Raw genomic sequence first — 22,630 nt, 5'->3', positions numbered from 1 at the left:
GGGACACGACGGACTTGCTGCACGGAGTATCTGAATCGCGCGCCAATGTTTTACACGGAGCGAAGTGTGATGTAGGTCACAACACTTTGGATGCGGTCTGGAATAGGGCTGGTCGAGGCGGCACGACAGGCGGTACGTAAACCTGTTGATCACCGAACGTCACATGACCCAGGCGTGCTTCGGCCGTGAAAAAGCCGCTGCCGGGTGTCCGGCAGCGGCTTCGGTGAAGGTTTCGTCAGGGCTGCTTGCGACCGAACGACGGGCGGTAGACCTCGCCGCCCTCGTCCTCTTCGGCCACCGGCTCCTCGCGCTCGGACGGGTCCGGGTCGAACGGGTCGATGACGTCCGCGAGCTCACCGACGTCGCGCAGCAGCCGTTCGAGGCGCGCGGGCGACGAGTTCGGCGGTGCGGCGGCCAGCACCCAGTCGTTCTCCATCCAGACGACCGTGACGTCGCCCCCGATCTCCTCGGCGGCGTCGATCAGGTCCGGCGTGATGATCTTGCGGGCTGCCGGCACGTCCGTGACGAACGCGTACCGCGACCCCACCGGCCCGAGCAGGTCGGGCATCGGCACCTTGTCGTTGTCGCGCTGGAACGGGACCGTCGACAACCACAGTTCGATCACCACCGACAGCGCCCTGCGGCAGCGCACGCCGACCAGCACCGAGTTGACCTTGCCGCCGGTCTCGTGGTCGAGCACGTAGACCTGCCTGCGCCCGTCCGCGGTGAAGGTGGAGCCGGCGACGACGTCACGGGCGAGACCCGTGCCGTAGTACGCGATGGCCCCGGCTTCCCACCGGGTAGGCAGCACGTGGTCTGTCTCCTCGAACTGCCAGCCCCTCAGAGCAGCCCAACGGCGCCGTTCACGATTACGCGCGGTTCGTTGCGCCCGGTCGGTCGCGAGCAGGGCGAACCCCGCCACGCCCGCCACCGCGGCGACGGTGAACCAGACCCACGCCGGTATGCCCACAGCCAGAGCCTAGTGGGTCGGAGGCGAGGAACGAAGATCACTTCCGCGCGTCGTGACCTGGGCGTGCCCAATCGACACACGCAAGCACACGAACACCTGGTCAACAGGTCGTGGGTGGTTCCCGCCCTGATAACGACGGAAACCACCCACCAGGTGACCTCAGACCTCGCGGCCCACGATCAGCCCCGAGTTGTCGTCCAGCACGTCGACCCGCACCGTGTCGCCGTCCCGCACCTCGCCGGCCAGCAACTCCTTCGCGAGCTGGTCGCCGATCGCCGACTGCACCAGCCGCCGCAGCGGCCGGGCGCCGTAGATGGCGTCGAAGCCGTTCAGGGCCAGCCAGTCGCGTGCCGACGCCGTGACTTCCAGCGTCAGGCGACGGGCCGCGAGACGGTCCGCCAGGCGAGCGATCTGGATGTCCACGATGGACGTAAGTTCCTCGGTGGCGAGGGCGTGGAACACCACCACGTCGTCCAGGCGGTTCAGGAACTCCGGCTTGAAGTGCCGTTGCACCACGGCCATCACGGCGTCCTTGCGTTCCAGCTCCGTCAGCGACGGGTTCACGATGGTCTGCGAGCCCAGGTTCGAGGTGAGCACGAGGATCGTGTTGCGGAAGTCGACCGTGCGGCCCTGGCCGTCGGTCAGGCGGCCGTCGTCCAGGACCTGCAGCAGCACGTCGAACACGTCCGGGTGCGCCTTCTCGACCTCGTCGAGCAGCACCACCGAGTAAGGGCGGCGGCGGACCGACTCGGTGAGCTGGCCGCCCTGGTCGTAGCCGACGTAGCCGGGAGGCGCACCGACCAGGCGGGCCACCGAGTGCTTCTCGGAGTACTCGCTCATGTCGATGCGGATCATCGCCCGCTCGTCGTCGAACAGGAACGCCGCCAGCGCCTTCGCGAGTTCGGTCTTGCCCACGCCGGTGGGGCCGAGGAACAGGAACGAGCCGGTCGGGCGGTCCGGGTCGGCCACTCCGGCGCGCGTCCTGCGCACCGCGTCCGACACGACGCGCACGGCCTCGGCCTGGCCGACGACCCTGCGGGCCAGTTCGTCCTCCATGCGCAGCAGCTTGGCGGTCTCGCCCTCCAGGAGCCTTCCCGCCGGGATGCCGGTCCACGCCGCCACCACGTCCGCGACGTCGTCGGGGCCGACCTCCTCCTTCAGCATCGCGGCGTCCTGTGTGGACTCCGCGGCGACGGAGAGTTCCTTCTCCAGCTGGGGGATGCGGCCGTAGCGGAGTTCCGCGGCGCGGCCGAGGTCGCCGTCGCGCTCGGCCCGTTCGGACTCGCCGCGCAACGACTCCAGCTGCTCCTTCAGGCCGCGCACGCGGTCGATGGAGCCCTTCTCGTTCTGCCACCTGGCCGTGAGCGCCGACAGTGCCTCGCGCTTCTCCGCGAGCTCGGCGCGCAGGGCGTGCAGCCGTTCGATCGACGCCGGGTCGGACTCCTTGGCGAGCGCCATCTCCTCGATCTCGAGGCGCCGCACGGCACGTTCGACGGTGTCGATCTCGACGGGCCGCGAGTCGATCTCCATGCGCAGCCGGGACGCGGCCTCGTCGACGAGGTCGATGGCCTTGTCCGGCAGGAAGCGCGCGGTGATGTAGCGGTCGGACAACGTCGAGGCGGCGACGAGGGCGGCGTCCGTGATGCGCACGCCGTGGTGCACCTCGTAGCGCTCCTTGAGGCCGCGCAGGATGCCGACCGTGTCCTCGACCGAGGGTTCGCCGACCAGCACCTGCTGGAAGCGGCGCTCCAGGGCGGCGTCCTTCTCGATGTGCTGGCGGTACTCGTCCAGGGTCGTGGCACCGACCATGCGCAGCTCACCGCGGGCGAGCATCGGCTTGATCATGTTGCCGGCGTCCATCGCCGACTCACCGGTCGCGCCGGCACCGACGATCGTGTGCAGCTCGTCGATGAACGTGATGACCTGCCCGGCCGAGTCGGTGATCTCCTTCAGGACGGCCTTGAGCCGCTCCTCGAACTCACCGCGGTACTTGGCGCCCGCGACCATCGAGCCGAGGTCGAGGGACACGACCTTCTTGCCGCGCAACGACTCCGGCACGTCGCCGGCCACGACGCGCTGCGCCAGGCCCTCGACGATCGCGGTCTTGCCGACACCGGGCTCACCGATCAGCACGGGGTTGTTCTTGGTGCGCCGCGACAGCACCTGCACGACCCGGCGGATCTCGGCGTCACGGCCGATCACGGGGTCGAGCTCGCCCTTGCGCGCACGTTCGGTCAGGTCGACGCCGTACTTCTCCAGCGCCTTGTAGGTGCCCTCGGGATCGGCCGACGTCACCCGCGCCGAGCCGCGCACCTTCGCGAAGGCCTCGGTCAGCGCGTCAGGCGTCGCACCGTGCCGCCGCAGCAGGTCGGCCACCTGGCCACCGTGCTGCGCCAGCCCGACGAGCAGGTGCTCGGTCGAGACGTACTCGTCACCCATCTCGGTGGCGAGCTCCTGCGCCTTGCCGATCACCCGCACGGCGTCGCGCGAGAACTGCGGAGCGGACACGGTGGAACCGGACGCGCTGGGCAACGAGCGGGAGAGCTGCTCCAGCTCCTTGCGCACCTGCGCCGGGTCGGCACCCACCGCCGACAGCAACGGCGCGGTCAACCCGTCCGTCTGCGCCAGCAGTGCACTGAGCAGGTGCACGGAACCCACGTCCGGGTTCCCGTTCAGCGTCGCGGCCTGCACCGCCGCGGAAACGGCCTGCTGCGTCTTGGTCGTCGGGTTGAAAGCGTCCATTCCTCCACCTCGTGGTCAGCCTCAAGCATGGACCATCATCCCGCACAACGTCAGAAAAGTTGAGTGTGTTCCGCTCAACCTTGAACTCGGCCCAGATCACACGTCCGTCCCGAAATTCAGGCCGCCGCTCGCACGGGTTGGGCGAAGATCAGCGCCATGACCTCAATCATCCACAACATCACGGTCGACGCGCGCGACTCCTACGGCATCGCGTCGTGGTGGGGCCAGGTCCTGGACCTGCCACTCGACCCGGAGGACAACCCCGGCGACCCGGAGTGCCTGATCCACCTGCCGAGCGGCATCCGCTACCTGTTCATCAACGTCCCGGAGGACAAGGAGCTCAAGAACCGCCTGCACATCGACCTGCAGCCGACCGACGGCACCCGCGACGAGGAGGTGGAACGCCTCGTCGGCATCGGTGCGACGATCTTCGACGATCAGCGCAGGCCGGACGGCACCGGCTGGGTCACGATGCGCGACCCCGAGGGCAACGAGTTCTGCGTGGAACGCAGCGCAGCCGAACGCGCCGCGACCTCCTGATCACCGTCACCCGAAAGCACCAGCAGCTTGTCCACAGCGGGTGCCGACTTGTCCACAATCCGCAGGTCAGTATCCACAGGTGAACCGGTTTCAGTGGCGACCGTCAGTGCACCAGAACCCGTTGGGGTGACAACCTCGTCGTCGTCCATCGAGTCCCGCAGCGGCTGTTCCTTGATCATCAGCACCGCGATGACCGTGAACACGGCGAGACCGGCGGCGATCAGGAACAACTCACCCATCGCGTCACCGTAGGAGTCCCGCACCACGGGGGAGAGGGACCCGGGGTCGAGCGTCTTGGTGCTCACGGAGGCAGCCAGCACCGCCCCGAGCACCGAGACGCCGGCCGTCCCACCCAGCGACCGCAGGAACGTGGCCGTGGAACTGGCGGCCCCGAGATCGGCCATCCCGACCCCGTTCTGCACGGCCAGCACGAGGTTCTGCATGGTCAGCCCCACCCCGACACCGACCAGCGCCAGGTAGGCCCCCATCAGCACCAGGTTGGTCCGGTGGTCGATCGTCCCGAGCAACGCCAGCCCGGCGACCAGCGAGAACGACCCCCACACCAGGTAGCTCTTCCACTTGCCGCTCTTGGCGATCAACTGCCCGCTGACCGTGGACGAGATGCTCAGCCCGAGCACCAGCGGCACCGTCAACAGCCCGGCCTTGGTGGGCGAGAACCCACGCGCGATCTGGAAGTACTGCCCCATGAACACCGAGGCCCCGAACATCGCCGTGCCCACCGCGACACCACCAAGCATCGCCAGCACCACGGTCCGGTTCTTGAACAGGTGCAGCGGAATGACCGGAGCCGAAGCCCGCCGTTCCACGAAGTAGGCCCCACCCAGCGCCAGCAACGCCCCACCGACGAACAGCGCACTCTCCCGGCTCACCCAGGCGAAGTCCTTACCGGCGAACGACACCCACATCAGCACCAGGCTGACACCACCGGTGATCAGCGTGGCCCCGAGGTAGTCGATCTTCACCCGCTGCTTCTTGACCGGCAGGTGCAACGTCTTGTGCAACACGGCCAACGCCACCAGCGCCAACGGCACGCAGACGAAGAAGCACCACCGCCACCCGGGCCAGTCGACGAGGAACCCACCGACCAACGGCCCGCCAACGGTCCCGGCGGAGATCACCATCCCGGTGTACCCGCTGTACCGCCCACGCTCGCGCGGACTGAGCAGCGCACCGACGACAACCTGCCCCAGCGCCTGCACACCACCCATGCCAAGCCCTTGCACGACCCGGAACGAGATGAGCTGCTCCATGTTCTGGCTGAACCCGGCCAGAACAGAACCGACGACGAACAACACGATCGCAGCCTGCAACAACCTCTTCTTGTCAAAGAGGTCAGCGAGCTTCCCCCACAACGGCGTACTGGCGGTGGACGCCAGCAACATCGCGGTGATGACCCACGTGTACTGGGTCTGCGTGCCCTTGAGCTCGGCGAGGATCGTCGGGAGAGCATTCGAAACGATGGTGGAGCTGAGGATCGCGACCAGCAACGCCACCCAGATGCCGGACAGTGCTTCGAGGATCTCCCGATGCGACGAGGGCCGAGTCAAACCGGCACACCTCCAGTAATTAGTTGATGTCATACAACTATATCTGGAGATAGTTAGCTAGGCCAACTAATTCAGTGGCTGATGCATCACACCCAGGGTCACCCAGCCCACTGGAGCCCAAGTCGCACGCGAAGCCGAAGGCGAGCCACCCACCCAAACGCGATGCCGAAGGCGAGCCGTCCCTTCGCATGCGAAGCCGAAGGCGAGCCGTCTTTACCGCGCGGGCCTGGCGGTGGGGTCCCGTCACGAGTCGCGCCACAGCTCTTGCTGCATGCAGGTAGGGGTGTCAAGCGGACACGCTTTTCGTCCGCTTGACACCCCTACCTGCATGTGGCCCGCTCTTGGCGCGACTCGTGACGGGACCCCACCGCCACAACGCACTCTCCACGCAACCGGCGGCCGCCCAACGCAACAGGCGTGCCATCAACCCACAGGCGGCGCCACCCCCCGATCAGATTGCCGGGGGTCTGGGGGCAGAGCCCCCAGGAAAACGCACGCAGCCGCAAGGCCGCCCGCAACCCAACCACCCACAAGGTCGCGGCAGCCCACGTCACCCGCCGGCATCACTCATCTTGTCGGCCTTGACCCCGAAGAAGTCCCCACCCTTCCTCTTGACATCATCAGTCCCCCAATGCCGAACCCGATCCACAGGCACCATCCGCGGGATGTGCTTGCGGCAGTGGACGTAGGCCTCCCGAACCTCAACCACCACCCACCGCTCGACCTTCTTCACCCCAGGACCGGTCTCCTCGTCCTCGGAGGCGAACTCCTCAAGCGGAGCGATCCGGGCCCGCCCGTTCACATGCAGCCCGATCAGGTCCTCGGCGAAGTCGACCATCAACATCCCGACGTGCGGGTTCTCCATGATGTTCCCGAGCGAGGCCATGACCCCGTTCCCCCGATACTCGGGGTACACGAGGGTCCGGGAGTCGACAACACGGATGAACCCGGCCGACCCGGCACGCAGCGAGGAGTCGCACTCCCCGTCCGCATCAGCGGTCGAGATGAAGGCCATCTCCATCCGGCCCACGAACTCGGCCATCGCGGGGTTGAGGTGATCGAGAACCTGGTCCGAGTAGAAGCGTGTAGCGCGGTCGGACGTCTCCAGGGCACATTGGAGGAAGTGCTCTCCGCGTGAGCCGGGGAGCTCGACACGGTCGGGTGAGGTGGTTTCAGTCAGCTCAGGCAGGGACACGCGCCCAACCCAAGCACGCAAGCGCGCAACCCGGTACAGAAGGACCCTCACATTCACACTGTTGCGGTAACAACTACTCACCTAGAGTGACCATGCTTCGCTCGAAGGTGGCATCAAGGAGTCAAACGGCCCGATCAGGGGTTACTGTCCACCCTGTCGGGGGACGGATGCTTGACGAGGACGAACGGTGCCTTGCCGGCACCACCCAGAACGACGACGAAGAACGTGGAGACTGCGCGCGGACCATGACTGCGAACGCTGTGCTGAGCCCCATCCCTACCCCGCCCCACCGAGAGCCCCCGCCTGGTGTCACCGCGATGGTGCGGATGATCCGGGAGAGCTTCGCCGTGGTGGAGCCGCATTCCGAAGAAGTGGCGAAGTTCTTCTACGGGATGCTCTTCTCGCTCTCGCCTGCCACACGCGAGATGTTCCCCGCGAACATGGAGGTGCAACGCAGCCGTCTGCTGCGCGCCCTCGTGCACGTGGTGCAGATGGTCGACCGCCCGGACGACCTCATCCCCTTCCTGCGTCAGCTGGGTCGTGACCACCGGAAGTTCGGTGTCATCAACGTCCACTACGAGGCGGTCGGGACGGCACTGCTGTCCGCGGTGAAGAAGTTCGCCGGCGCCGCCTGGACGCCCAAGGTCGAGATGGCGTGGGCCGAGGCCTACACCCTCATGGCCAGGGCGATGCAGGAGGCGGCCGACGCCGACAACGGGCCCGCCTACTGGCACGCGACGGTGCTGGAGCATCAGCGCGTCTCGTGGGACCTGGCCGTCGTCCGGCTGCAACCGGACCACCCCGTCAGCTACAAGGCCGGTCAGTACGTCAGCGTGGAGACGCCGCAGCGCAAGCGCCTGTGGCGGTACTACTCGCCGGCGAACGCACCGCGCGAGGACGGCGTCATCGAGTTCCACATCCGGTCCGTCGACGGCGGCTGGGTGTCCCGCTCGGTGGTCGGCCACACGCAGGCCGGTGACACGTGGCGCATCGGGCCGCCCATGGGACGTCTCTCGGTCGACCGCACGTCCGGGACGGACATCCTGATGGTGGCCGGTGGCACGGGTGTCGCGCCGATGCACGCCATGATCGACGAGATGGCGCAGTACGGCGAGAACCCGCGCGTGCACCTGTTCTACGGCGGCCGCACCCGCGAGGACCTCTACGACCTGGACAACCTGCAGCGCATCGCGACCACGAACCCGTGGCTCACGGTCGTGCCGGTGCTGGAGTCCGACCCCGGCGTCCGGGGTGTCGAGCAGGGCAGCCTCGCCGACGTGGTCACCCGCTACGGCGCGTGGGAAGACCGCGACGTCCTGGTCTGCGGCAGCCCCGCCATGATCAGATCGACGGTGTCCCGCATGCTGGTCGCCGGAACTCCGCTTGACCGGATCAAGTACGACCCGTTCACGCTGGACTAAACTCGGCACGTCGAAAGCGACTGGCGTGCCGAGGGTGGAAGTGACCACCGGGAAGCGACGGCCGAGCGCACCGAACGCCTGGGTGCCCGGCACGGAGTGATGCCGTGCTGCGCGAAGTCGATCCCGAGATCGCCACCCTGATCCAGGCCGAGGAACACCGCCAGGCCCGCAAACTGCGCATGATCGCGTCCGAGAACGACGTGTCGGCGGCCGTGCTTGAGGCAACAGGCTCGGTGCTGACGAACAAGTACTCCGAGGGCTACCCCGGCAAGCGCTACTACGAGGGCCAGCAGGTCATCGACCAGGTCGAACTGCTGGCTCAGGACCGCGCGAAGGCGCTCTTCGGCGTCGACCACGCGAACGTCCAGCCGTACTCGGGCTCCCCGGCGAACCTCGCCGTGTACCTGGCGTTCCTGCAGCCTGGCGACACCGTGATGGGCATGTCCCTGCCGATGGGCGGCCACCTCACGCACGGCTGGAGCGTCTCGGCCACCGGCAAGTGGTTCCGCAGCGTCCAGTACGAGGTCCGCAAGGACACCGGCCGCGTCGACATGGACGAGGTCCACGCGCTCGCACTCGCCGAACGCCCGAAGGTGATCTTCTGCGGTGGCACGGCGATCCCGCGCACCATCGACTTCCCGGCGTTCGCGGACATCGCCAGGGAGGTCGGCGCACTGCTGGTCGCCGACATCGCGCACATCGCGGGGCTCGTCGCCGGCGGCGCGCACCCGTCGCCGGTCGGACACGCGCCGGTGATCACCACGACCACGCACAAAACGCTCAGGGGCCCGCGTGGCGCCATGATCCTCACCGACGCCGCACACGCGAAGGCGATCGACCGGGCGGTCTTCCCCGGTCTGCAGGGCGGCCCGCACAACCACACGACGGCCGCCATCGCCGTCGCACTGCACGAGGCCGCGAAGCCGGAGTTCCGCGACTACGCGCACATGATCGTGAAGAACGCGCAGGCGCTCGCGGAGGCGTTGCTGGAACGCGGGTTCGACCTGGTGTCGGGCGGCACGGACAACCACCTGGTGCTGATCGACCTGACGTCCAAGCTGATCGGCGGCAAGCCGGCCGCGCAGGCGCTCGACCGCGCGGGCATCGAGCTGAACTACAACGCCGTCCCGTTCGACAGCCGCAAGCCGTTCGACCCGTCCGGCATCCGGCTCGGCACGCCCGGCATCACGACGCGCGGCCTCAGGCCCGAGCAGATGCCGTTGATCGCGGACTGGATGGACCGCGCGATCGCCGCGCACGACAACGACCAGGCGCTGGACCGCATCGCCGCCGAGGTCGAGGAACTACTCGGCTCGCTCTAGTGGTGTGGCCCGCCAACGGGCCGGGTCACGCCACCAAGGAGCCGACGGCCGCACGCACGTCGCTGAACGTCCGGCGGGCGACTTCCGCGAAGTCCCCGCCGGTCTCCAGCCAGCGCTCGTAGCCGTGGTTGAACGCCAGCACGCCCAGCTCCGCGGCCACGGCGGCTTCCAGTTCCGGCACCCCGCGCCGCTTCAACGCGTCGGTCATCGCGACGGCGAACCCGACCATCTTCAACGCGGCCCGCTCGCGCAGCTCGTCGTTGCCCGCGATCACCACGAGCCGCTGCGGACCGTGCGCCCTGCACTCGTCGGTGAACGTCCCTGCCGTCGCCAGCAGCGCCGCCTCGACCGCCTCCAGCGGCCCCGCCTCCGCGGGCGCACCGGAGATCGCGCCGGTCATCAGGTCGGCCAGCACGTCCTGGCCGCCGAAGAGCACCTCGCGCTTGTCCCGGAAGTGCCGGAAGAACGTGCTCTTCGTGAGGCCCGCGCGCTCGGCGATCTGCGCGACCGCGGTGTTCTCGTACCCCTGCTCGCTGAACAGGTCGAGCGCGGCGCGCACCAACCGCTCCCGCGCGTCCGGCTCCCATCGACCCATGACCCACATCCTAAGTGATGGGACTTGGTCTCATCACTCTGCTACGGTGATGAGACCAAGTCCCATCACTTGAAGGAAGTGCCATGAAGGTCTTCGTCACGGGCGCCAGCGGCCACGTCGGCTCGGCGCTGGTCCCGGAACTGCTGCGAGCGGGACACCAGGTCGTCGGACTGGCCCGGTCCGACGCCTCCGCCGCCAAGCTCGACGCCCAGGGCGCCACGGTCCGGCTCGGCGACCTGGACGACCTCGACGGGTTGCGCAAGGGCGCGGCCGAGGCGGACGCCGTGATCCACCTGGCGTTCAAGCACGACGAGATGTACGCGGGCGACTACCAGGGCGCCTCCGACGCCGACCTCGCCGTCGTCCAGGCCTTCCTAGACGAGCTCGCCGGCACCGGCAAGGCGTTGATCGGCACCTCCGGCACGCTGTCGTACTCGGGCCTCGGCCGCACCGCCACCGAGGAGGAGCGGGTCTCCAGCGAGGGCCCGCGCGGCGCCGCGCGCAACGCGATCATCGACGCCGCGGACGTCCGCGGCTCGGTCGTCGTGCTGCCGCCGACCGTCCACAGTGCACTGGACACGGCCGGTTTCATCCCGATCCTGGTCAGGACCGCCCGTGCCACGGGGATTTCCGGCTACCCCGGCGACGGCGCGAACCGCTGGTCCGCCACGCACACGCTGGACGCGGCGAGGCTCTACCGGCTGGCCGCGGAGAAGGCACCCGCGGGCTCGGTGCTGCACGCGGTCGCGGAGGAGGCCGTGACGATGCGGGAGATCGCCGAGGTCATCGGGCGGAAGCTGGACGTACCTGTCGAGAGCATTCCGGTGGAACGCGGCCAGGAGCACTTCGGCCCGCTCGCGTTCATGGTCTCGCGGGACGCGCCCACGTCCGGTGCGCGCACGAAAGCGTTGCTGGGCTGGGAAACGAAGGAACCCGGCATCCTGGAGGACCTGGAGGCCGGGTTCTACTTCGAGCAGCGGTGAGTCAGCGGGACTCTCGCCCGGCGACCCACTTCGCGAGGCGTTCACCGGGAGCGTTCTGGCCCGTGCACTCCTCGACGAGGGCTGCGAAAGCGCGCGGCGTGGCGTCGTAGTACTCCTCGATCGCCCGCCGTTCGCGCGCATCGCCCTTCTCGTGCGCCGTGTTCGCGATGCGCAACCAGTAGAAGTCGGCGTCGAGTTCACCGGCCGCGATCAGGTCGAGCACGCGCGGGAGCAGGTAGCGCGCGAAGTTCTCGTCGCCGATCTTGCCGGAACGCAACCAGTACGTCTCGACCTGCTCGGCCGTCAGTTCGCGCAACGGCACGGTCGTGAACGGCGCCACGTCCGCTGCTGTGAGGCAGTGGTCGCAGAACTCGACCACTCGCGGACGCGGCATCGCGAAGACGTCGTACAGGCGCTCGATCATTTGCGGGGCTTCGGTTTCCACACGACGAGCGCGGTCTCCTGCCGGATCGGCACGAGGTCGCGGCGGTAGGACGCGTGCACGGCGGCGGCCGTGGAATCGGCTGCCGCCATGGCCTGCGCGAGCTCCTGCTGGAGCTCGGCGACCCGCGACCGCAGCGCATCGACCTGGTTCTCCAGGTCGATGATCCGCTTGATGCCGGCGAGGTTCACGCCCTCGTCCTGCGAGAGGCGCTGGACTTCCCGCAGCAGCACGATGTCGCGCATCGAGTAGCGGCGGCCGCCACCGGACGTGCGGCCCGGCGAGACCAGACCCATCCGGTCGTAGGACCGCAGGGTCTGGGCGTGCAGGCCCGACAGCTGGGCCGCCACCGAGATCACGAAGAACGGCGTGTCCTCATCAGTTCCCGGCGGGAACGGAAAACCCACCGAACTCACCGCCCTTCGAGGAGTGCGTTCAGATCGCCGCGCGGGTCGTGGTCCTGGGTCACTTCGGCGTACGCCTCGAGTGCCTTGCGGGCCTCGGACGACAGGTTGTTCGGCACCGCGACCTCCAGGGTGATCAGGAGATCGCCCGCGGTGCCGTCCCGCTTCGTGATCCCCTTGCCCCGTGCCCGCAGCACCCGCCCGGAGGCGGTGCCGGCAGGCACCTTCAAGGAAACCTTGCCGTCCAGCGTGGGCACGGTCAACGTGGTTCCGAGCGCGAGCTCGGAGAACGTCATCGGCGCCGTCAGCGTCAGGTCGTTGCCCTGACGGCCGAAGATGCCGTGCGGGTTGACGTGCACGCGCACGAACAGGTCACCGTTCGGGCCACCGTTGCGCCCCGGTTCGCCTTGTCCCGCAAGGCGGATCCGCTGGCCGTCGGCGACTCCCGAAGGAATCCGGACGGTCAGCGTGCGGGTGCGGGTGCTGACGCCGTCGCCACCGCACTCGGGGCACGGGTCGTCGATGATCCGGCCGGTGCCGCGGCAGTCGCGGCACGGCTCGCTGAACGCGAACGCGCCCTGCGACCGCGTGACGAGGCCGGAACCCGAACACGTCGCACAGGTGTGCGGCGTGGTGCCGGGCTTGGCACCGGAGCCGTTGCACGTCGTGCAGGCGGCGGGGGACGACAGGCGCAGCGGCACCGTCGCGCCCTTCACCGCCTCGGTGAAGTCGATGCGGACGTCGGTCTCGACGTCCTCACCACGACGCGGCCGTGTGGGCGAACCCGCCGCCGCGCCGCCGCGCCGGTTGAACAGCCCGCCGAGCAGGTCGCCGAGGCCACCGCCACCGGTGCCCTGCGCGGCACGGCCGAACAGGTCGTTGACGTCGAACCCGCCGGAGCCGAAGCCACCGGAGCCCGGGAACCCGCCGCCGCCCGCGAACAGGCGGCGGGCCTCGTCGTACTGCTTGCGCTTGGCCGCGTCCGACAGCACGCCGTAGGCCTCGGAGACCGCCTTGAAGCGGGCCTCGGCCTTGGCGTCACCGGGGTTCGCGTCCGGGTGCAGCTCGCGCGCGAGCTTGCGGTAAGACTTCTTGATCTCGTCCGCGGTCGCCTCGGAGGAGACGCCCAGCTCGCGGTAGAAGTCCTTCTCGATCCAGTCCCTCTGACTCACCGGACGGCTCCTCCTCCCTAGGCTTCTTCGGACGGTGCGGCGGGCTCGTGGTCGGTCACCGCGACGAGCGCGGGCCGGACGAGCTTGTCGCCGAACGTGTAGCCACGACGCAGAACGGCCGTGACGGTCGGGCCGTCGACGTCCGGGGACGTGCTGTGCTGCACGGCCTCGTGCACCGACGGGTCGAACGCCTCGCCGTCGTGCGCGAACGGCTCCAGACCGGTCTTGGCCAGCGTGGACACGAGCTTGTCCGCCACCGCCTTGAAGGCACCGGTCAGGTCGCCGTGCGCGGCGGCCCGCTCGATGTCGTCCAGCACCGAGAGCAGTTCGGAGGCGACGGACGCCTTCGCGTTGTTGATCACCGCTTCCCGGTCGCGTTCCACCCGCTTGCGGTAGTTCGCGTACTCGGCGGTGAGCCGCTGCAGGTCGGCGGTGCGCTCGTCGAGCTGGGTCTTCAGCTCGGCGGCCACCTCGTCCACGACCTCGGCGACCAGGGGTTCGGCCGGAGCAGCACCTTCCTCGTCGGCAGCGTGGGCCGGCGGCCGGACCTCACCCGTTTCGGGGTCGATCCGGCGCCGGTCGTTCACGACTACCTGAGGCTGCTCCTCGTCAGGGGCGGCGTGCCTCGGTTCGGTCACTTCTTCTCGTCCTCGTCCACGATCTCGGCGTCGACGACGTCGTCCTGGCCGGCCTTGGCACCGGCGCCCGCACCAGCGGCACCCGGCGCGTCAGCACCGGGGGCCTCGGCACCGGGAGCGCCCGGAGCGTTGGCGTAGATCGCCTGGCCGATGGCCTGGGACTCGGTCGCGAGCTTCTCGACCGCCGTCTTGATGGCGTTGATGTCGGTGCCCTTGAGCGCCTCGGTCGCCTCGGCGATCGCCGCATTGACCTTGTCCTTGATCTCGGCCGGGAGCTTGTCGTCGTTCTCCTTGACGACCTTCTCCGTCTGGTAGACGAGCGTCTCGGCCTGGTTGCGGACCTCGGCTTCCTCGCGGCGGCGCTTGTCCTCCTCCGCGTGGGCCTCGGCGTCCTTCACCATGCGCTCGATGTCGTCCTTCGGCAGCGCGGAGCCACCGGTGATCGTCATCGACTGCTCCTTGCCGGTGCCCAGGTCCTTCGCCGACACGTGGACGATGCCGTTCGCGTCGATGTCGAAGGTGACCTCGATCTGCGGCACGCCACGCGGGGCGGGCGGCAGGCCGGTCAGCTCGAACATGCCGAGCTTCTTGTTGTGCGCCGCGATCTCGCGCTCGCCCTGGAAGACCTGGATCTGCACGGACGGCTGGCTGTCGTCGGCCGTCGTGAAGGTCTCGGAGCGCTTCGTCGGGATCGTGGTGTTGCGCTCGATCAGCTTGGTCATGATGCCGCCCTTGGTCTCGATGCCGAGGGACAGCGGGGTGACGTCGAGCAGCAGGACGTCCTTGACCTCACCCTTGAGGACACCGGCCTGCAGGGCGGCGCCGACGGCGACGACCTCGTCCGGGTTCACGCCCTTGTTGGGCTCGCGGCCGCCGGTCAGCTCCTTGACGAGCTCCGCGACGGCGGGCATGCGGGTCGAGCCACCGACGAGCACGACGTGGTCGATGTCGCCGACGGAGACGCCGGCGTCCTTGATCACGTTGTTGAACGGCGCGCGGGTGCGCTCGAGCAGGTCGTTCGTGATCCGCTGGAACTCGGCGCGGGACAGCGTCTCGTCGAGGAACAGCGGGTTCTTGTCGCCGTCGACCGTGATGTACGGCAGGTTGATCGAGGCGTTGTTGGAGCTCGACAGCTCGATCTTGGCCTTCTCGGCGGCCTCGCGGATGCGCTGCAGGGCCATCTTGTCCTTGGTCAGGTCGATGCCGTTGGCCTGCTTGAAGCGCTCGACCAGCCAGTCGACGACGCGCTGGTCCCAGTCGTCGCCACCGAGGTGGTTGTCACCGGAGGTCGCCCGGACCTCGACCACGCCGTCGCCGAGCTCGAGCAGCGAGACGTCGAACGTGCCGCCACCGAGGTCGAAGACCAGGATGGTCTGCTCCTTCTCGCCCTTGTCGAGGCCGTAGGCCAGAGCGGCCGACGTCGGCTCGTTGACGATGCGGAGCACGTTGAGGCCCGCGATCTGGCCGGCCTCCTTGGTGGCCTGGCGCTGCGCGTCCTCGAAGTAGGCGGGGACGGTGATGACCGCGTCGGTGATCTCCTCGCCCAGGTACGCCTCGGCGTCGCGCTTGAGCTTCATCAGCACGCGCGCGCTGATCTCCTGCGAGGTGTACTTCTTGCCGTCGATCTCGTCGGTCTGCCAGTTCGTGCCGACGTGGCGCTTGACCGACCGAATGGTGCGGTCGACGTTGGTGACGGCCTGGTTCTTCGCGGGCTGGCCCACGAGGACCTCGCCGTTCTTGGCGAAAGCGACGATGGACGGGGTCGTCCTGGAGCCCTCCGAGTTGGCGATGACCGTCGGCTCACCGCCTTCGAGGACTGCGACGACCGAGTTGGTCGTCCCGAGGTCGATGCCGACTGCACGCGCCATTGGAGTTCCTTCCGCTAGTACTTGTTGAGCGTTGCTGACTCAAGTTTGCCATCTCGCCCAACCTTGAGCCTACCCGACTCAAGCTTTCTGACTGTCCCAACGGCCGACAAGGTCTGCTTGTTCCCTCACAACGCGCCGAGGGCCACTCCATGTGGAGTGGCCCTCGACACATTCGCCCCGGTCAAGCTCAAGCGGCGAACACCTGGACGTCCCCGGAGTCCGCGGTGAGGCTGAGCTCGAGCGATGCGCCGGGATCGGTCGGCACGTGGATCGCACGCTCACCGCTGCCCGACGATCCGGTGATCCTGAACGGGCCCCCCGGCACCCGGACGGTGACGCTGCCGGACCCGCTGTTGGCCCGCACCGACTTCGCCGCCGACAACGTCAGGGCGATGTCCCCGGAGTCGGCTTTGGCGATCACCTCGTTCTCCAGCGAGGTGCCCTCGATGTCTCCGGAACCGGTGTCGAGCAGCGCCTTGCCCTTGACCGCGTCCAGCGCGATCCGGCCGGACCCCATGTCGGCCGTGACGGCGCCACCGATCCTGGTGCCCTCGAAGCCACCGGACCCGTTCTTCACCTTGACGTCTCCCGCGATGTCGCGGGTGGTGATCCTGCCGGAGCCGGTCTTGAACTCGACGGAGGCCAGCCCCTCGATGATCACGTCGCCCGAACCGATGTCACCGACCACCGTGGTGGCCGCGGACGGCACCAGGACCTCGTAGTTGATCTCGCAGTCGTTGCCGCAGCCGTCCAGCACCAGCGTGTTGCCCTCGACGCGGTGTGCGACGCCCGACGGCTTGTTGTCCCGCTCGTGCTCGACCCTGCGGTGAACCTTCGCCTCGCTCAGGCCCTGCTGGTACCGGATCGTCACGTCCCCGGAGTCCTGGTCGCTGCGGACCTTCACCGAAGTGATCGTCCCCGCGACCACGTGGTCGTCGGAGAACTCGTACTTCATGATGCGAATGCCACAGCCGGTCAGCCCTGTGAGCACCGCCCCCGCAAGCAACGCCACCAGCGCCGTCCTCATCATGAGCACAAAACTAGAGGTGGCGGCGCCCGGCTACACGGCTGCAAGCCCCCGAAGCGGGGGTGGGGTTGTCCCTACCCGTCTCAGACCAGGTCTTCGAGCACCGCGCGCAACGCCGGAGCGGTGCGCGCCGGGTCGTTGAGGAACCGCGTCGACGCCAATACGTGCGCGGGCGCGATCCGTTCCCACAGCAGGCCGTCGACCGGCACCTCGGCGATGTGCAGCTCGACGCTCTGCGCCCACCGGCCGATGCGCGACTCGATGCCGCGCAGCACGTCGCCCATCGGCAACGCGGCAGGGCTCTGCACCTGGTGCAGCCGTTCGATGCCCGGCTTCAGCGCAAGCACCACGGCACGGCTGGCCGGACGGGTCAGCAACGCCTCGGCGTCCTCGGGCGTCGTGGGTTCGGCTCCCCGGCGGCACGCGTCCAGCGCGTCGTTCCACCAGCCCGGCCATTCGGCGGTCACCGCGGCGCGGTCGGTGCCCGGCGGCACCTGCACCGGCAACGACGGGTCCAGGCCCGGCACGTGCGGCTCGACGTCGACCGACAACGCCAGCGAGTCGCGCACGTACAGCGCGGAGAGCAGCCCCAGGCTCACCCCGTGGCTGATGCCGGACACCTCTCGCGCGAACCTCATGGCTTCATTCTTCCTTCGGTGCGGCCGTGAAATCGTCGCGGCCGCGGATCAAGAAGGACACGATTGGCTCCAGCTCGTCCTCGTTCGGAGCAACGTCGGCGATCAGGCCCTGCAGCAGCAGTCCGTCGATGGCCGCGAGGAACGCCCGGAACGCGAGGGGGTCCGCCGGCCGCACCACCTCGACCGCCCGGTCCAGCCACCGGCGCGCGGCGGGCTTCAGCTCGGGACGCCGGCCGGCCAGCAGGTACAGCTCGTACTCGGCGAGCGTGCGGCCGCGGTTCTCGTTGACCGCCTCCGCCAGGCTCCGCGCGATCTCGCGGGCGCTGCCGCCGCTCGCGACGATCTTCAGCATGTCATCGCACAGCTCTTCCGCCGACCAAAGCAGCGTCGCGATCAGAAGGTCGTCGAGCGTCGCGAAGTAGTAGGTAGGTGCTGTCGTCGGCACACCCGCCTCACGGGCGACGCTGCGATGTGTCACGCCCGCGACGCCTTCACGTTCGATCACGCGCAGGGTGGCCTCGACGATGGCTCGCCGCTTCTTCTCGCCGCGCGCCTTGCGGCCGTCGACCTTCTGCAACTCCGCTGTCGCGGTCAGTGCGTCCTCCCGAGTTCGAGCGTCACCACGCCCCCGATGATCAGGACCAGCCCGATGACCATCGTGGGGTTGAGGGTTTCGCCGAGGAACTTCCAGCCGATGATCGCGACCGAAGCAACGCCGATAGCGGACCATACGGCGTAGGCGACGCCCACGGGCATACCCAACTTCAACGCGCGCGAAAGCACGGTGAAGGCGATGGCGTACCCGAGGACGACGACCACGGACGGCCAGAGCCTGGTGAAGCCCTCGGACAGTTTCAACGAGACGGTGGCGGCGACTTCCGCCACGATCGCCGCGGCGAGGTACAGGTACAACACGGCGGCCTCCGGCTGCTCAGGACTACTACCTGAACAAGTGTTCCACAAGTTTTCGATCAATTTCCGGATTCTTGACCGGTACGTGAGGAGACCCCGGCCACGTCCAAGTGGTTACTCACCGGTAACGTGTCCTAGAATCCCGCCATGACCCTCCAGCTGGTTCTCGGACTCGTCGCCGTGGCGGTGAGCGTCGTCGCCTGGGGCGTGTTCGTCGCCGGTGTGCTGAAGCAGATCAAGATCATTCGGCTCGGCCAGCCGGACGGCACCCGCATGGGCCCGTTCGTGCCGCGCATGAAGACGATGATCGTCGAGTTCGTCGCGCACACCAGAATGGCGAAGTTCCGCTCGGTCGCCCCGTGGCACTGGATGGTGATGTGGGGCTTCCTCATCGGCTCCGCCGTGCTGTTCGAGGCGTACGGCGAGGTGTTCGACCCGCACTTCCACTGGCCGATCATCGGCACGTGGTCGGTCTGGCTGCTGCTGATCGAACTGCTGGGCCTCGGCACGGTCGTCGGCGGTGTGGCCCTGGCGATCATCCGCCAGCTCAACCACCCGCGCCGCGCCGACCGCGTCTCGCGCTTCCTGGGCTCCGACTTCAAGTCCGCGTACTTCGTCGAGGCCGTCGTGGTCATCGAGGGCGTCGGCATCCTGATGGTCAAGGCGTTCAAGCAGTCGAGCGGCCTGGAGGTCGCCCCGCTGTGGACGTCGTTCGTGACGCAGCCGCTCGCGCAGATCCTGCCCGCCGCGCCCATCTGGGTGTCGGTGATGGCGCTGGTCAAGCTGCTGAGCGGCATGATCTGGCTGATCGTGGTCGGCCGGAACCTCACGATGGGCGTCGCCTGGCACCGGTTCTCGGCGTTCTTCAACATCTACTTCAAGCGCGAGGACGACGGTGGCGTCGCCCTGGGCGCGCTGAAGCCGATGATGTCCGGCGGCAAGGTCCTCGACCTCGAGGAGGCCGACCCGGACAAGGACGTGTTCGGCGTCGGCAAGGTCGAGGACTTCACCTGGAAGGGCGTCCTCGACTTCTCCACCTGCACCGAGTGCGGCCGCTGCCAGTCGCAGTGCCCCGCCTGGAACACCGGCAAGCCGTTGTCCCCCAAGCTGGTGATCACGCAGCTGCGCGACCACATGTACGCCAAGGCGCCGTACCTGCTCGCCGGTGGCTCGCGGGACATGGCGGGCGACGAGGTCGGCCTGACCGAGGACAAGTACGAGGACTACAAGAAGCGCCTCGAGTCCATCGACGTGCTGGCGATGGCCGAGGCCGACCGGCCGCTGATCGGCGGCCCGGACGAGCTGGGTGTCATCGACCCCGAGGTGCTGTGGTCCTGCACGACCTGCGGCGCGTGCGTCGAGCAGTGCCCCGTGGACATCGAGCACGTCGACCACATCGTCGACATGCGCCGCTACCAGGTGCTGATCGAGTCGAACTTCCCGTCCGAGCTCGGCGGCATGTTCAAGAACCTGGAGAACAAGGGCAACCCGTGGGGCCAGAACGCCAAGGACCGCCTGGCGTGGACCGAGGGCCTCGAGTTCGAGGTGCCGGTGTTCGAGGGCGAGCTGGGCGACGCGGAGTACCTGTTCTGGGTCGGCTGCGCCGGTGCGTTCGAGGACCGCGCGAAGAAGACCACGCGTGCCGTCGCCGAGCTGCTGCACACGGCGGGCGTGAAGTACACGGTGCTCGGCCCGGAGGAGACCTGCACCGGTGACCCGGCCCGCCGCGCCGGCAACGAGTTCCTGTTCCAGATGCTCGCGCAGCAGAACGTCGAGGTCCTCAACGCGGTGTTCGAGGACCGGCCGGTGGGCCAGCGCAAGATCGTCGTGACGTGCGCGCACTGCTTCAACACGCTGGCCAACGAGTACCCGCAGGTCGGTGGCACGTACGAGGTCGTGCACCACACGCAGCTGCTGAACAAGCTGGTGCGCGAACGCCGCCTGGTACCGGTCGCGCCGGTCACCGAGGACGTCACCTACCACGACCCGTGCTACCTGGGCCGCCACAACAAGGTCTACGAAGCACCGCGTGAGCTCATCGGGGCGTCGGGCGCGAAGCTGCGCGAGATGCCGCGGCACGAGGAACGGTCCATGTGCTGCGGTGCCGGTGGCGCCCGCATGTGGATGGAGGAGCGGATCGGCAAGCGCATCAACGTCGACCGCGTGGACGAGGCCCTGTCCACCGCGCCGTCGAAGATCGCGACGGGCTGCCCGTTCTGCCGCGTGATGCTGACCGACGGCGTGACCGCACGTCAGTCCGACGGCCTGGCGGGGGCGCACGTCGAGGTCGTGGACGTGGCGCAGATGCTGCTCGAGTCCGTGAAGCGCGGTACGGAGAAGCCGGACACGCCGACCGACGAGGTCCCGACCGGCACGCCGTTGCCGGACGAGGACAAGGCGAAGGCCTAGCCAAGGCTGGTCCAGGCAAGCGAAAGGCCCTCGGTCCGTTGTGGACCGAGGGCCTTCTTCGTCGCGGTGTCAGTCCTTGTCCGTGACCTTGTCGTAGACCACGTTCAGCACCCAGCCGGTCAGGGCGACGATGATCGCGCCCCAGAAGGCGGGCCAGAAGCCGTCGACGCGGAACGGCAGGTCGAACTGCTCGGCCAGCCAGCCGGTGAGCATGAACAGCAGCGCGTTCACCACTAGCCCGATGAGACCGAGCGTCAGCAGGTAGAACAGGCAGCCGAAGAACTTCACGAGCGGCTTCACGATCGCGTTCACCAGGCCGAAGATCACCGCGACGCCGATCAGCGTGAGGATCCTCGCCCCGGTGGAACCCTCGCCCAGGTCGATGCCGGGGAGGGCGGTCGACACCCACACCGCCACGGCAGTCAGCAGCACATGCACCAAGATGCCCATGCCGCGCAGACTAGCCGTGGCGGGTCCTATGTGGTCAGGACCGGCGGCGGCGCGCCACGAAGAACGCGCCCGTGCCCGCCGCGAGCAGCAGTGCGCCGAGAGCCAGGAAGCCCAGCGGCGAGGCGCCCGTGGACGCGAGGTCCGACTTGTTGCCCGCCTGGGCCACGGCCTGCGTGGTCGTGGTGGACGTCGGTGCGGGGGTGGTGGTGGTCGTCGTCGGCGTGGTGGTCTCCGCGCCCTTCTCGACGACCTTGATGACCTTGCGGCCCTCCTGGCCCTGGTTCGTGGTGTCGACGTCGGTGAACCCGCCGACGCCAGGGCGCACGAACGCGTAGATCTCACCGAGGTCGGTGTTGAGGAACTCGAACCTCATCTCGACGGTGATCGACTCGCCCGGCAGGATCTGGCCGACCGACTCGAAGCTCTCGATCCGGCCGGTGACGTTCTCACTGCGCGAGATCAGCTTCACGTCACCTTCGGCGAGCTGGAACAACACGACCGAGATCTTCCCGGGCACGTCACCCTTGTTGACCACCTTGAACTTCAGGTCGAACTGCTCACCGACGGTGTAGGTGTCCTTGGACGGCGTGATCGTGAGGCCTTCGAGGGCGGAATCGGCCTTGGGTGCGAAGTAGCGCAGGTCCACCCGGACATTGCGGTCCTCGGTCTTGCGCTGCACCACCTGCCGGCCGGTCAGCCAGTCGATGTCCTCGTCGGACTTCGGCTTCACCAACGCCAGCTGCTTCTTCTTCAGGTCCGGCGCGATGACGGTGTACTCGCCCAGCGGAAGGTCGAGCAGGTACGCACCGTTCGGAGCGGCCTCCGTCTCGGCGTTGAAGTCCACGCCGTTCGCCATCTTGCCCACGACGGTGACCTTGCCGCCGTGCGTCTTCTCGTCGTCCTGCTTCACGCCGTCGTCGTTCGCGTCGACGAAGGTGAAGCCGTTCAGGAAGATGCCGCGCAGCGGGAAGTCCGCGTCCGTCCTCGACTCGGAGGCCGCGTATCCCGGAACGGTGTAGGAGTAGTCCAGCTCCCGGTTGTGCACGAGGTACTTCGGACCCTTGGGCAGCACGGCCTTGTACCGGCCGTCCGGGCCGGTCGCGAAGTTGCCGACCAGTTCGTTGGTCCCCTGGGTGTAAACACCGACCCCGGGCCCGTTGGCCCTGACGGTCTCACCGGCGTTGAAAACGTTGTCCCCGTTGCGGTCTACGAAGAACAGACCCTCGACGGTGATCGTCTCGTCCTGTGCCGCGGCGGCGGTGGCCGCCGGGAGCAGCGCGAGTGCGGCCGTCGTGGTGACGACCAAGAACTTCTTCACTTGTCCCCCAATGGAT

21 protein-coding genes and 1 riboswitch are annotated in these 22,630 nt (G+C 68.2%); of the genes, 5 read left to right on the top strand and 16 right to left on the bottom strand.

The window, feature by feature from the left end:
• Window positions 1-235: 235 nt before the first annotated feature.
• Together DFR72_RS17330 and clpB are read right to left on the bottom strand one after the other, a co-directional pair.
• Window positions 236-970 carry a type III secretion system chaperone family protein gene (locus tag DFR72_RS17330; protein WP_090066196.1) on the bottom strand — a complete coding sequence of 245 codons (735 nt, stop codon included), beginning with the start codon at window positions 968-970 and terminating at the stop codon, window positions 236-238.
• Window positions 971-1,129: 159 nt separating this feature from the next.
• A complete protein-coding gene (gene clpB, locus DFR72_RS17325; protein ID WP_090066197.1) occupies window positions 1,130-3,712 on the bottom strand; it encodes an ATP-dependent chaperone ClpB in 2,583 nt (860 codons plus the stop codon).
• 156 nt (window positions 3,713-3,868) lie between these two features.
• On the opposite strand from clpB, the gene DFR72_RS17320 reads away from it, so the two are divergent.
• On the top strand, window positions 3,869-4,252 hold the full coding sequence (locus DFR72_RS17320) for a VOC family protein (RefSeq protein WP_090066198.1): 384 nt from the start codon (window positions 3,869-3,871) through the stop codon (window positions 4,250-4,252).
• On the opposite strand, the gene DFR72_RS17315 is transcribed toward DFR72_RS17320, so the two are convergent.
• Together DFR72_RS17315 and DFR72_RS17310 are read right to left on the bottom strand one after the other, a co-directional pair.
• Window positions 4,150-5,820 carry an MDR family MFS transporter gene (locus DFR72_RS17315; protein WP_245983087.1) on the bottom strand — a complete coding sequence of 557 codons (1,671 nt, stop codon included), beginning with the start codon at window positions 5,818-5,820 and terminating at the stop codon, window positions 4,150-4,152. The genes DFR72_RS17320 and DFR72_RS17315 overlap by 103 nt on opposite strands.
• Before the next feature lie 550 nt (window positions 5,821-6,370).
• Window positions 6,371-7,015 carry a pyridoxamine 5'-phosphate oxidase family protein gene (locus DFR72_RS17310; RefSeq protein WP_245983085.1) on the bottom strand — a complete coding sequence of 215 codons (645 nt, stop codon included), beginning with the start codon at window positions 7,013-7,015 and terminating at the stop codon, window positions 6,371-6,373.
• Window positions 7,016-7,332: 317 nt separating this feature from the next.
• On the opposite strand from DFR72_RS17310, the gene DFR72_RS17305 reads away from it, so the two are divergent.
• Both DFR72_RS17305 and DFR72_RS17300 read left to right on the top strand, forming a co-directional pair.
• Window positions 7,333-8,436, top strand: a complete 1,104-nt coding sequence (locus tag DFR72_RS17305) for an FAD-binding oxidoreductase (RefSeq protein ID WP_090066200.1) — start codon at window positions 7,333-7,335, stop codon at window positions 8,434-8,436.
• 6 nt (window positions 8,437-8,442) lie between these two features.
• Window positions 8,443-8,527, top strand: a riboswitch (ZMP/ZTP riboswitch).
• Window positions 8,528-8,540: 13 nt separating this feature from the next.
• Window positions 8,541-9,758, top strand: coding sequence for a serine hydroxymethyltransferase (locus DFR72_RS17300; RefSeq protein ID WP_090066201.1), 1,218 nt, complete (start codon window positions 8,541-8,543; stop codon window positions 9,756-9,758).
• A 25-nt stretch (window positions 9,759-9,783) separates the two neighbouring features.
• On the opposite strand, the gene DFR72_RS17295 is transcribed toward DFR72_RS17300, so the two are convergent.
• Window positions 9,784-10,353 carry a TetR/AcrR family transcriptional regulator gene (locus DFR72_RS17295; protein ID WP_090066349.1) on the bottom strand — a complete coding sequence of 190 codons (570 nt, stop codon included), beginning with the start codon at window positions 10,351-10,353 and terminating at the stop codon, window positions 9,784-9,786.
• 83 nt (window positions 10,354-10,436) lie between these two features.
• Between DFR72_RS17295 and DFR72_RS17290 the strand changes: the two genes are divergently transcribed.
• Complete coding sequence (locus tag DFR72_RS17290) at window positions 10,437-11,336, top strand: SDR family oxidoreductase (RefSeq protein ID WP_090066202.1); 900 nt, start codon at window positions 10,437-10,439, stop codon at window positions 11,334-11,336.
• 1 nt (window position 11,337) lies between these two features.
• On the opposite strand, the gene DFR72_RS17285 is transcribed toward DFR72_RS17290, so the two are convergent.
• The 9 genes from DFR72_RS17285 to DFR72_RS17245 form a co-directional block, all read right to left on the bottom strand.
• Complete coding sequence (locus tag DFR72_RS17285) at window positions 11,338-11,760, bottom strand: hypothetical protein (protein WP_090066203.1); 423 nt, start codon at window positions 11,758-11,760, stop codon at window positions 11,338-11,340.
• A complete protein-coding gene (locus tag DFR72_RS17280; RefSeq protein WP_090066350.1) occupies window positions 11,757-12,185 on the bottom strand; it encodes a heat shock protein transcriptional repressor HspR in 429 nt (142 codons plus the stop codon). The genes DFR72_RS17285 and DFR72_RS17280 overlap by 4 nt, the downstream gene beginning before the upstream one ends.
• Window positions 12,186-12,190: 5 nt before the next feature.
• Window positions 12,191-13,354 (bottom strand): molecular chaperone DnaJ, encoded by a 1,164-nt coding sequence (gene dnaJ / locus DFR72_RS17275; RefSeq protein ID WP_090066204.1) that lies wholly within the window; start codon window positions 13,352-13,354, stop codon window positions 12,191-12,193.
• 17 nt (window positions 13,355-13,371) lie between these two features.
• A complete protein-coding gene (grpE, locus tag DFR72_RS17270) occupies window positions 13,372-13,992 on the bottom strand; it encodes a nucleotide exchange factor GrpE (RefSeq protein WP_090066205.1) in 621 nt (206 codons plus the stop codon).
• Window positions 13,989-15,860 (bottom strand): molecular chaperone DnaK, encoded by a 1,872-nt coding sequence (dnaK, locus tag DFR72_RS17265; RefSeq protein WP_090066206.1) that lies wholly within the window; start codon window positions 15,858-15,860, stop codon window positions 13,989-13,991. The genes grpE and dnaK overlap by 4 nt, the downstream gene beginning before the upstream one ends.
• 187 nt (window positions 15,861-16,047) lie before the next feature.
• The gene (locus tag DFR72_RS17260; RefSeq protein ID WP_090066207.1) at window positions 16,048-16,890 is read right to left on the bottom strand and encodes a DUF4097 family beta strand repeat-containing protein; all 843 of its coding nucleotides are present in this window, start codon (window positions 16,888-16,890) and stop codon (window positions 16,048-16,050) included.
• 80 nt (window positions 16,891-16,970) lie between these two features.
• A complete protein-coding gene (locus DFR72_RS17255; RefSeq protein WP_090066208.1) occupies window positions 16,971-17,525 on the bottom strand; it encodes a hypothetical protein in 555 nt (184 codons plus the stop codon).
• A 4-nt stretch (window positions 17,526-17,529) separates the two neighbouring features.
• On the bottom strand, window positions 17,530-18,102 hold the full coding sequence (locus tag DFR72_RS17250) for a TetR/AcrR family transcriptional regulator (RefSeq protein ID WP_090066209.1): 573 nt from the start codon (window positions 18,100-18,102) through the stop codon (window positions 17,530-17,532).
• Window positions 18,103-18,116: 14 nt separating this feature from the next.
• A complete protein-coding gene (locus DFR72_RS17245; protein ID WP_090066210.1) occupies window positions 18,117-18,440 on the bottom strand; it encodes a DMT family transporter in 324 nt (107 codons plus the stop codon).
• A gap of 144 nt (window positions 18,441-18,584) precedes the next feature.
• On the opposite strand from DFR72_RS17245, the gene DFR72_RS17240 reads away from it, so the two are divergent.
• The gene (locus DFR72_RS17240) at window positions 18,585-20,846 is read left to right on the top strand and encodes a (Fe-S)-binding protein (protein ID WP_090066211.1); all 2,262 of its coding nucleotides are present in this window, start codon (window positions 18,585-18,587) and stop codon (window positions 20,844-20,846) included.
• A 69-nt stretch (window positions 20,847-20,915) separates the two neighbouring features.
• Here DFR72_RS17240 and DFR72_RS17235 read toward each other — a convergent pair whose 3' ends face one another.
• Window positions 20,916-21,296, bottom strand: a complete 381-nt coding sequence (locus DFR72_RS17235) for a phage holin family protein (protein ID WP_090066212.1) — start codon at window positions 21,294-21,296, stop codon at window positions 20,916-20,918.
• A gap of 34 nt (window positions 21,297-21,330) precedes the next feature.
• Window positions 21,331-22,614 (bottom strand): LPXTG cell wall anchor domain-containing protein, encoded by a 1,284-nt coding sequence (locus DFR72_RS17230; RefSeq protein WP_090066213.1) that lies wholly within the window; start codon window positions 22,612-22,614, stop codon window positions 21,331-21,333.
• Window positions 22,615-22,630: the final 16 nt, after the last annotated feature.

The organism is Lentzea flaviverrucosa (genome assembly GCF_003350445.1).
Classification (GTDB): Bacteria; Actinomycetota; Actinomycetes; order Mycobacteriales; family Pseudonocardiaceae; genus Lentzea; species Lentzea californiensis.
Note: the sequence above shows the minus strand (reverse complement) of the source record. Positions and strands in the feature narration are given on the sequence as shown.

Excerpts from the sequence above, each read along its gene's own strand:
- DFR72_RS17305 (WP_090066200.1), top strand. The coding sequence starts at position 7,333 with ATGGTGCGGATGATCCGGGAGAGCTTCGCCGTGGTGGAGCCGCATTCC.
- DFR72_RS17240 (WP_090066211.1), top strand. The coding sequence starts at position 18,585 with ATGACCCTCCAGCTGGTTCTCGGACTCGTCGCCGTGGCGGTGAGCGTC.
- dnaK (WP_090066206.1), bottom strand. The coding sequence starts at position 15,860 with ATGGCGCGTGCAGTCGGCATCGACCTCGGGACGACCAACTCGGTCGTC.
- DFR72_RS17255 (WP_090066208.1), bottom strand. The coding sequence starts at position 17,525 with ATGAGGTTCGCGCGAGAGGTGTCCGGCATCAGCCACGGGGTGAGCCTG.
- DFR72_RS17260 (WP_090066207.1), bottom strand. The coding sequence starts at position 16,890 with ATGATGAGGACGGCGCTGGTGGCGTTGCTTGCGGGGGCGGTGCTCACA.
- DFR72_RS17320 (WP_090066198.1), top strand. The coding sequence starts at position 3,869 with ATGACCTCAATCATCCACAACATCACGGTCGACGCGCGCGACTCCTAC.
- DFR72_RS17285 (WP_090066203.1), bottom strand. The coding sequence starts at position 11,760 with ATGATCGAGCGCCTGTACGACGTCTTCGCGATGCCGCGTCCGCGAGTG.
- DFR72_RS17290 (WP_090066202.1), top strand. The coding sequence starts at position 10,437 with ATGAAGGTCTTCGTCACGGGCGCCAGCGGCCACGTCGGCTCGGCGCTG.
- DFR72_RS17295 (WP_090066349.1), bottom strand. The coding sequence starts at position 10,353 with ATGGGTCGATGGGAGCCGGACGCGCGGGAGCGGTTGGTGCGCGCCGCG.
- clpB (WP_090066197.1), bottom strand. The coding sequence starts at position 3,712 with ATGGACGCTTTCAACCCGACGACCAAGACGCAGCAGGCCGTTTCCGCG.
- DFR72_RS17235 (WP_090066212.1), bottom strand. The coding sequence starts at position 21,296 with ATGGGCATCTTGGTGCATGTGCTGCTGACTGCCGTGGCGGTGTGGGTG.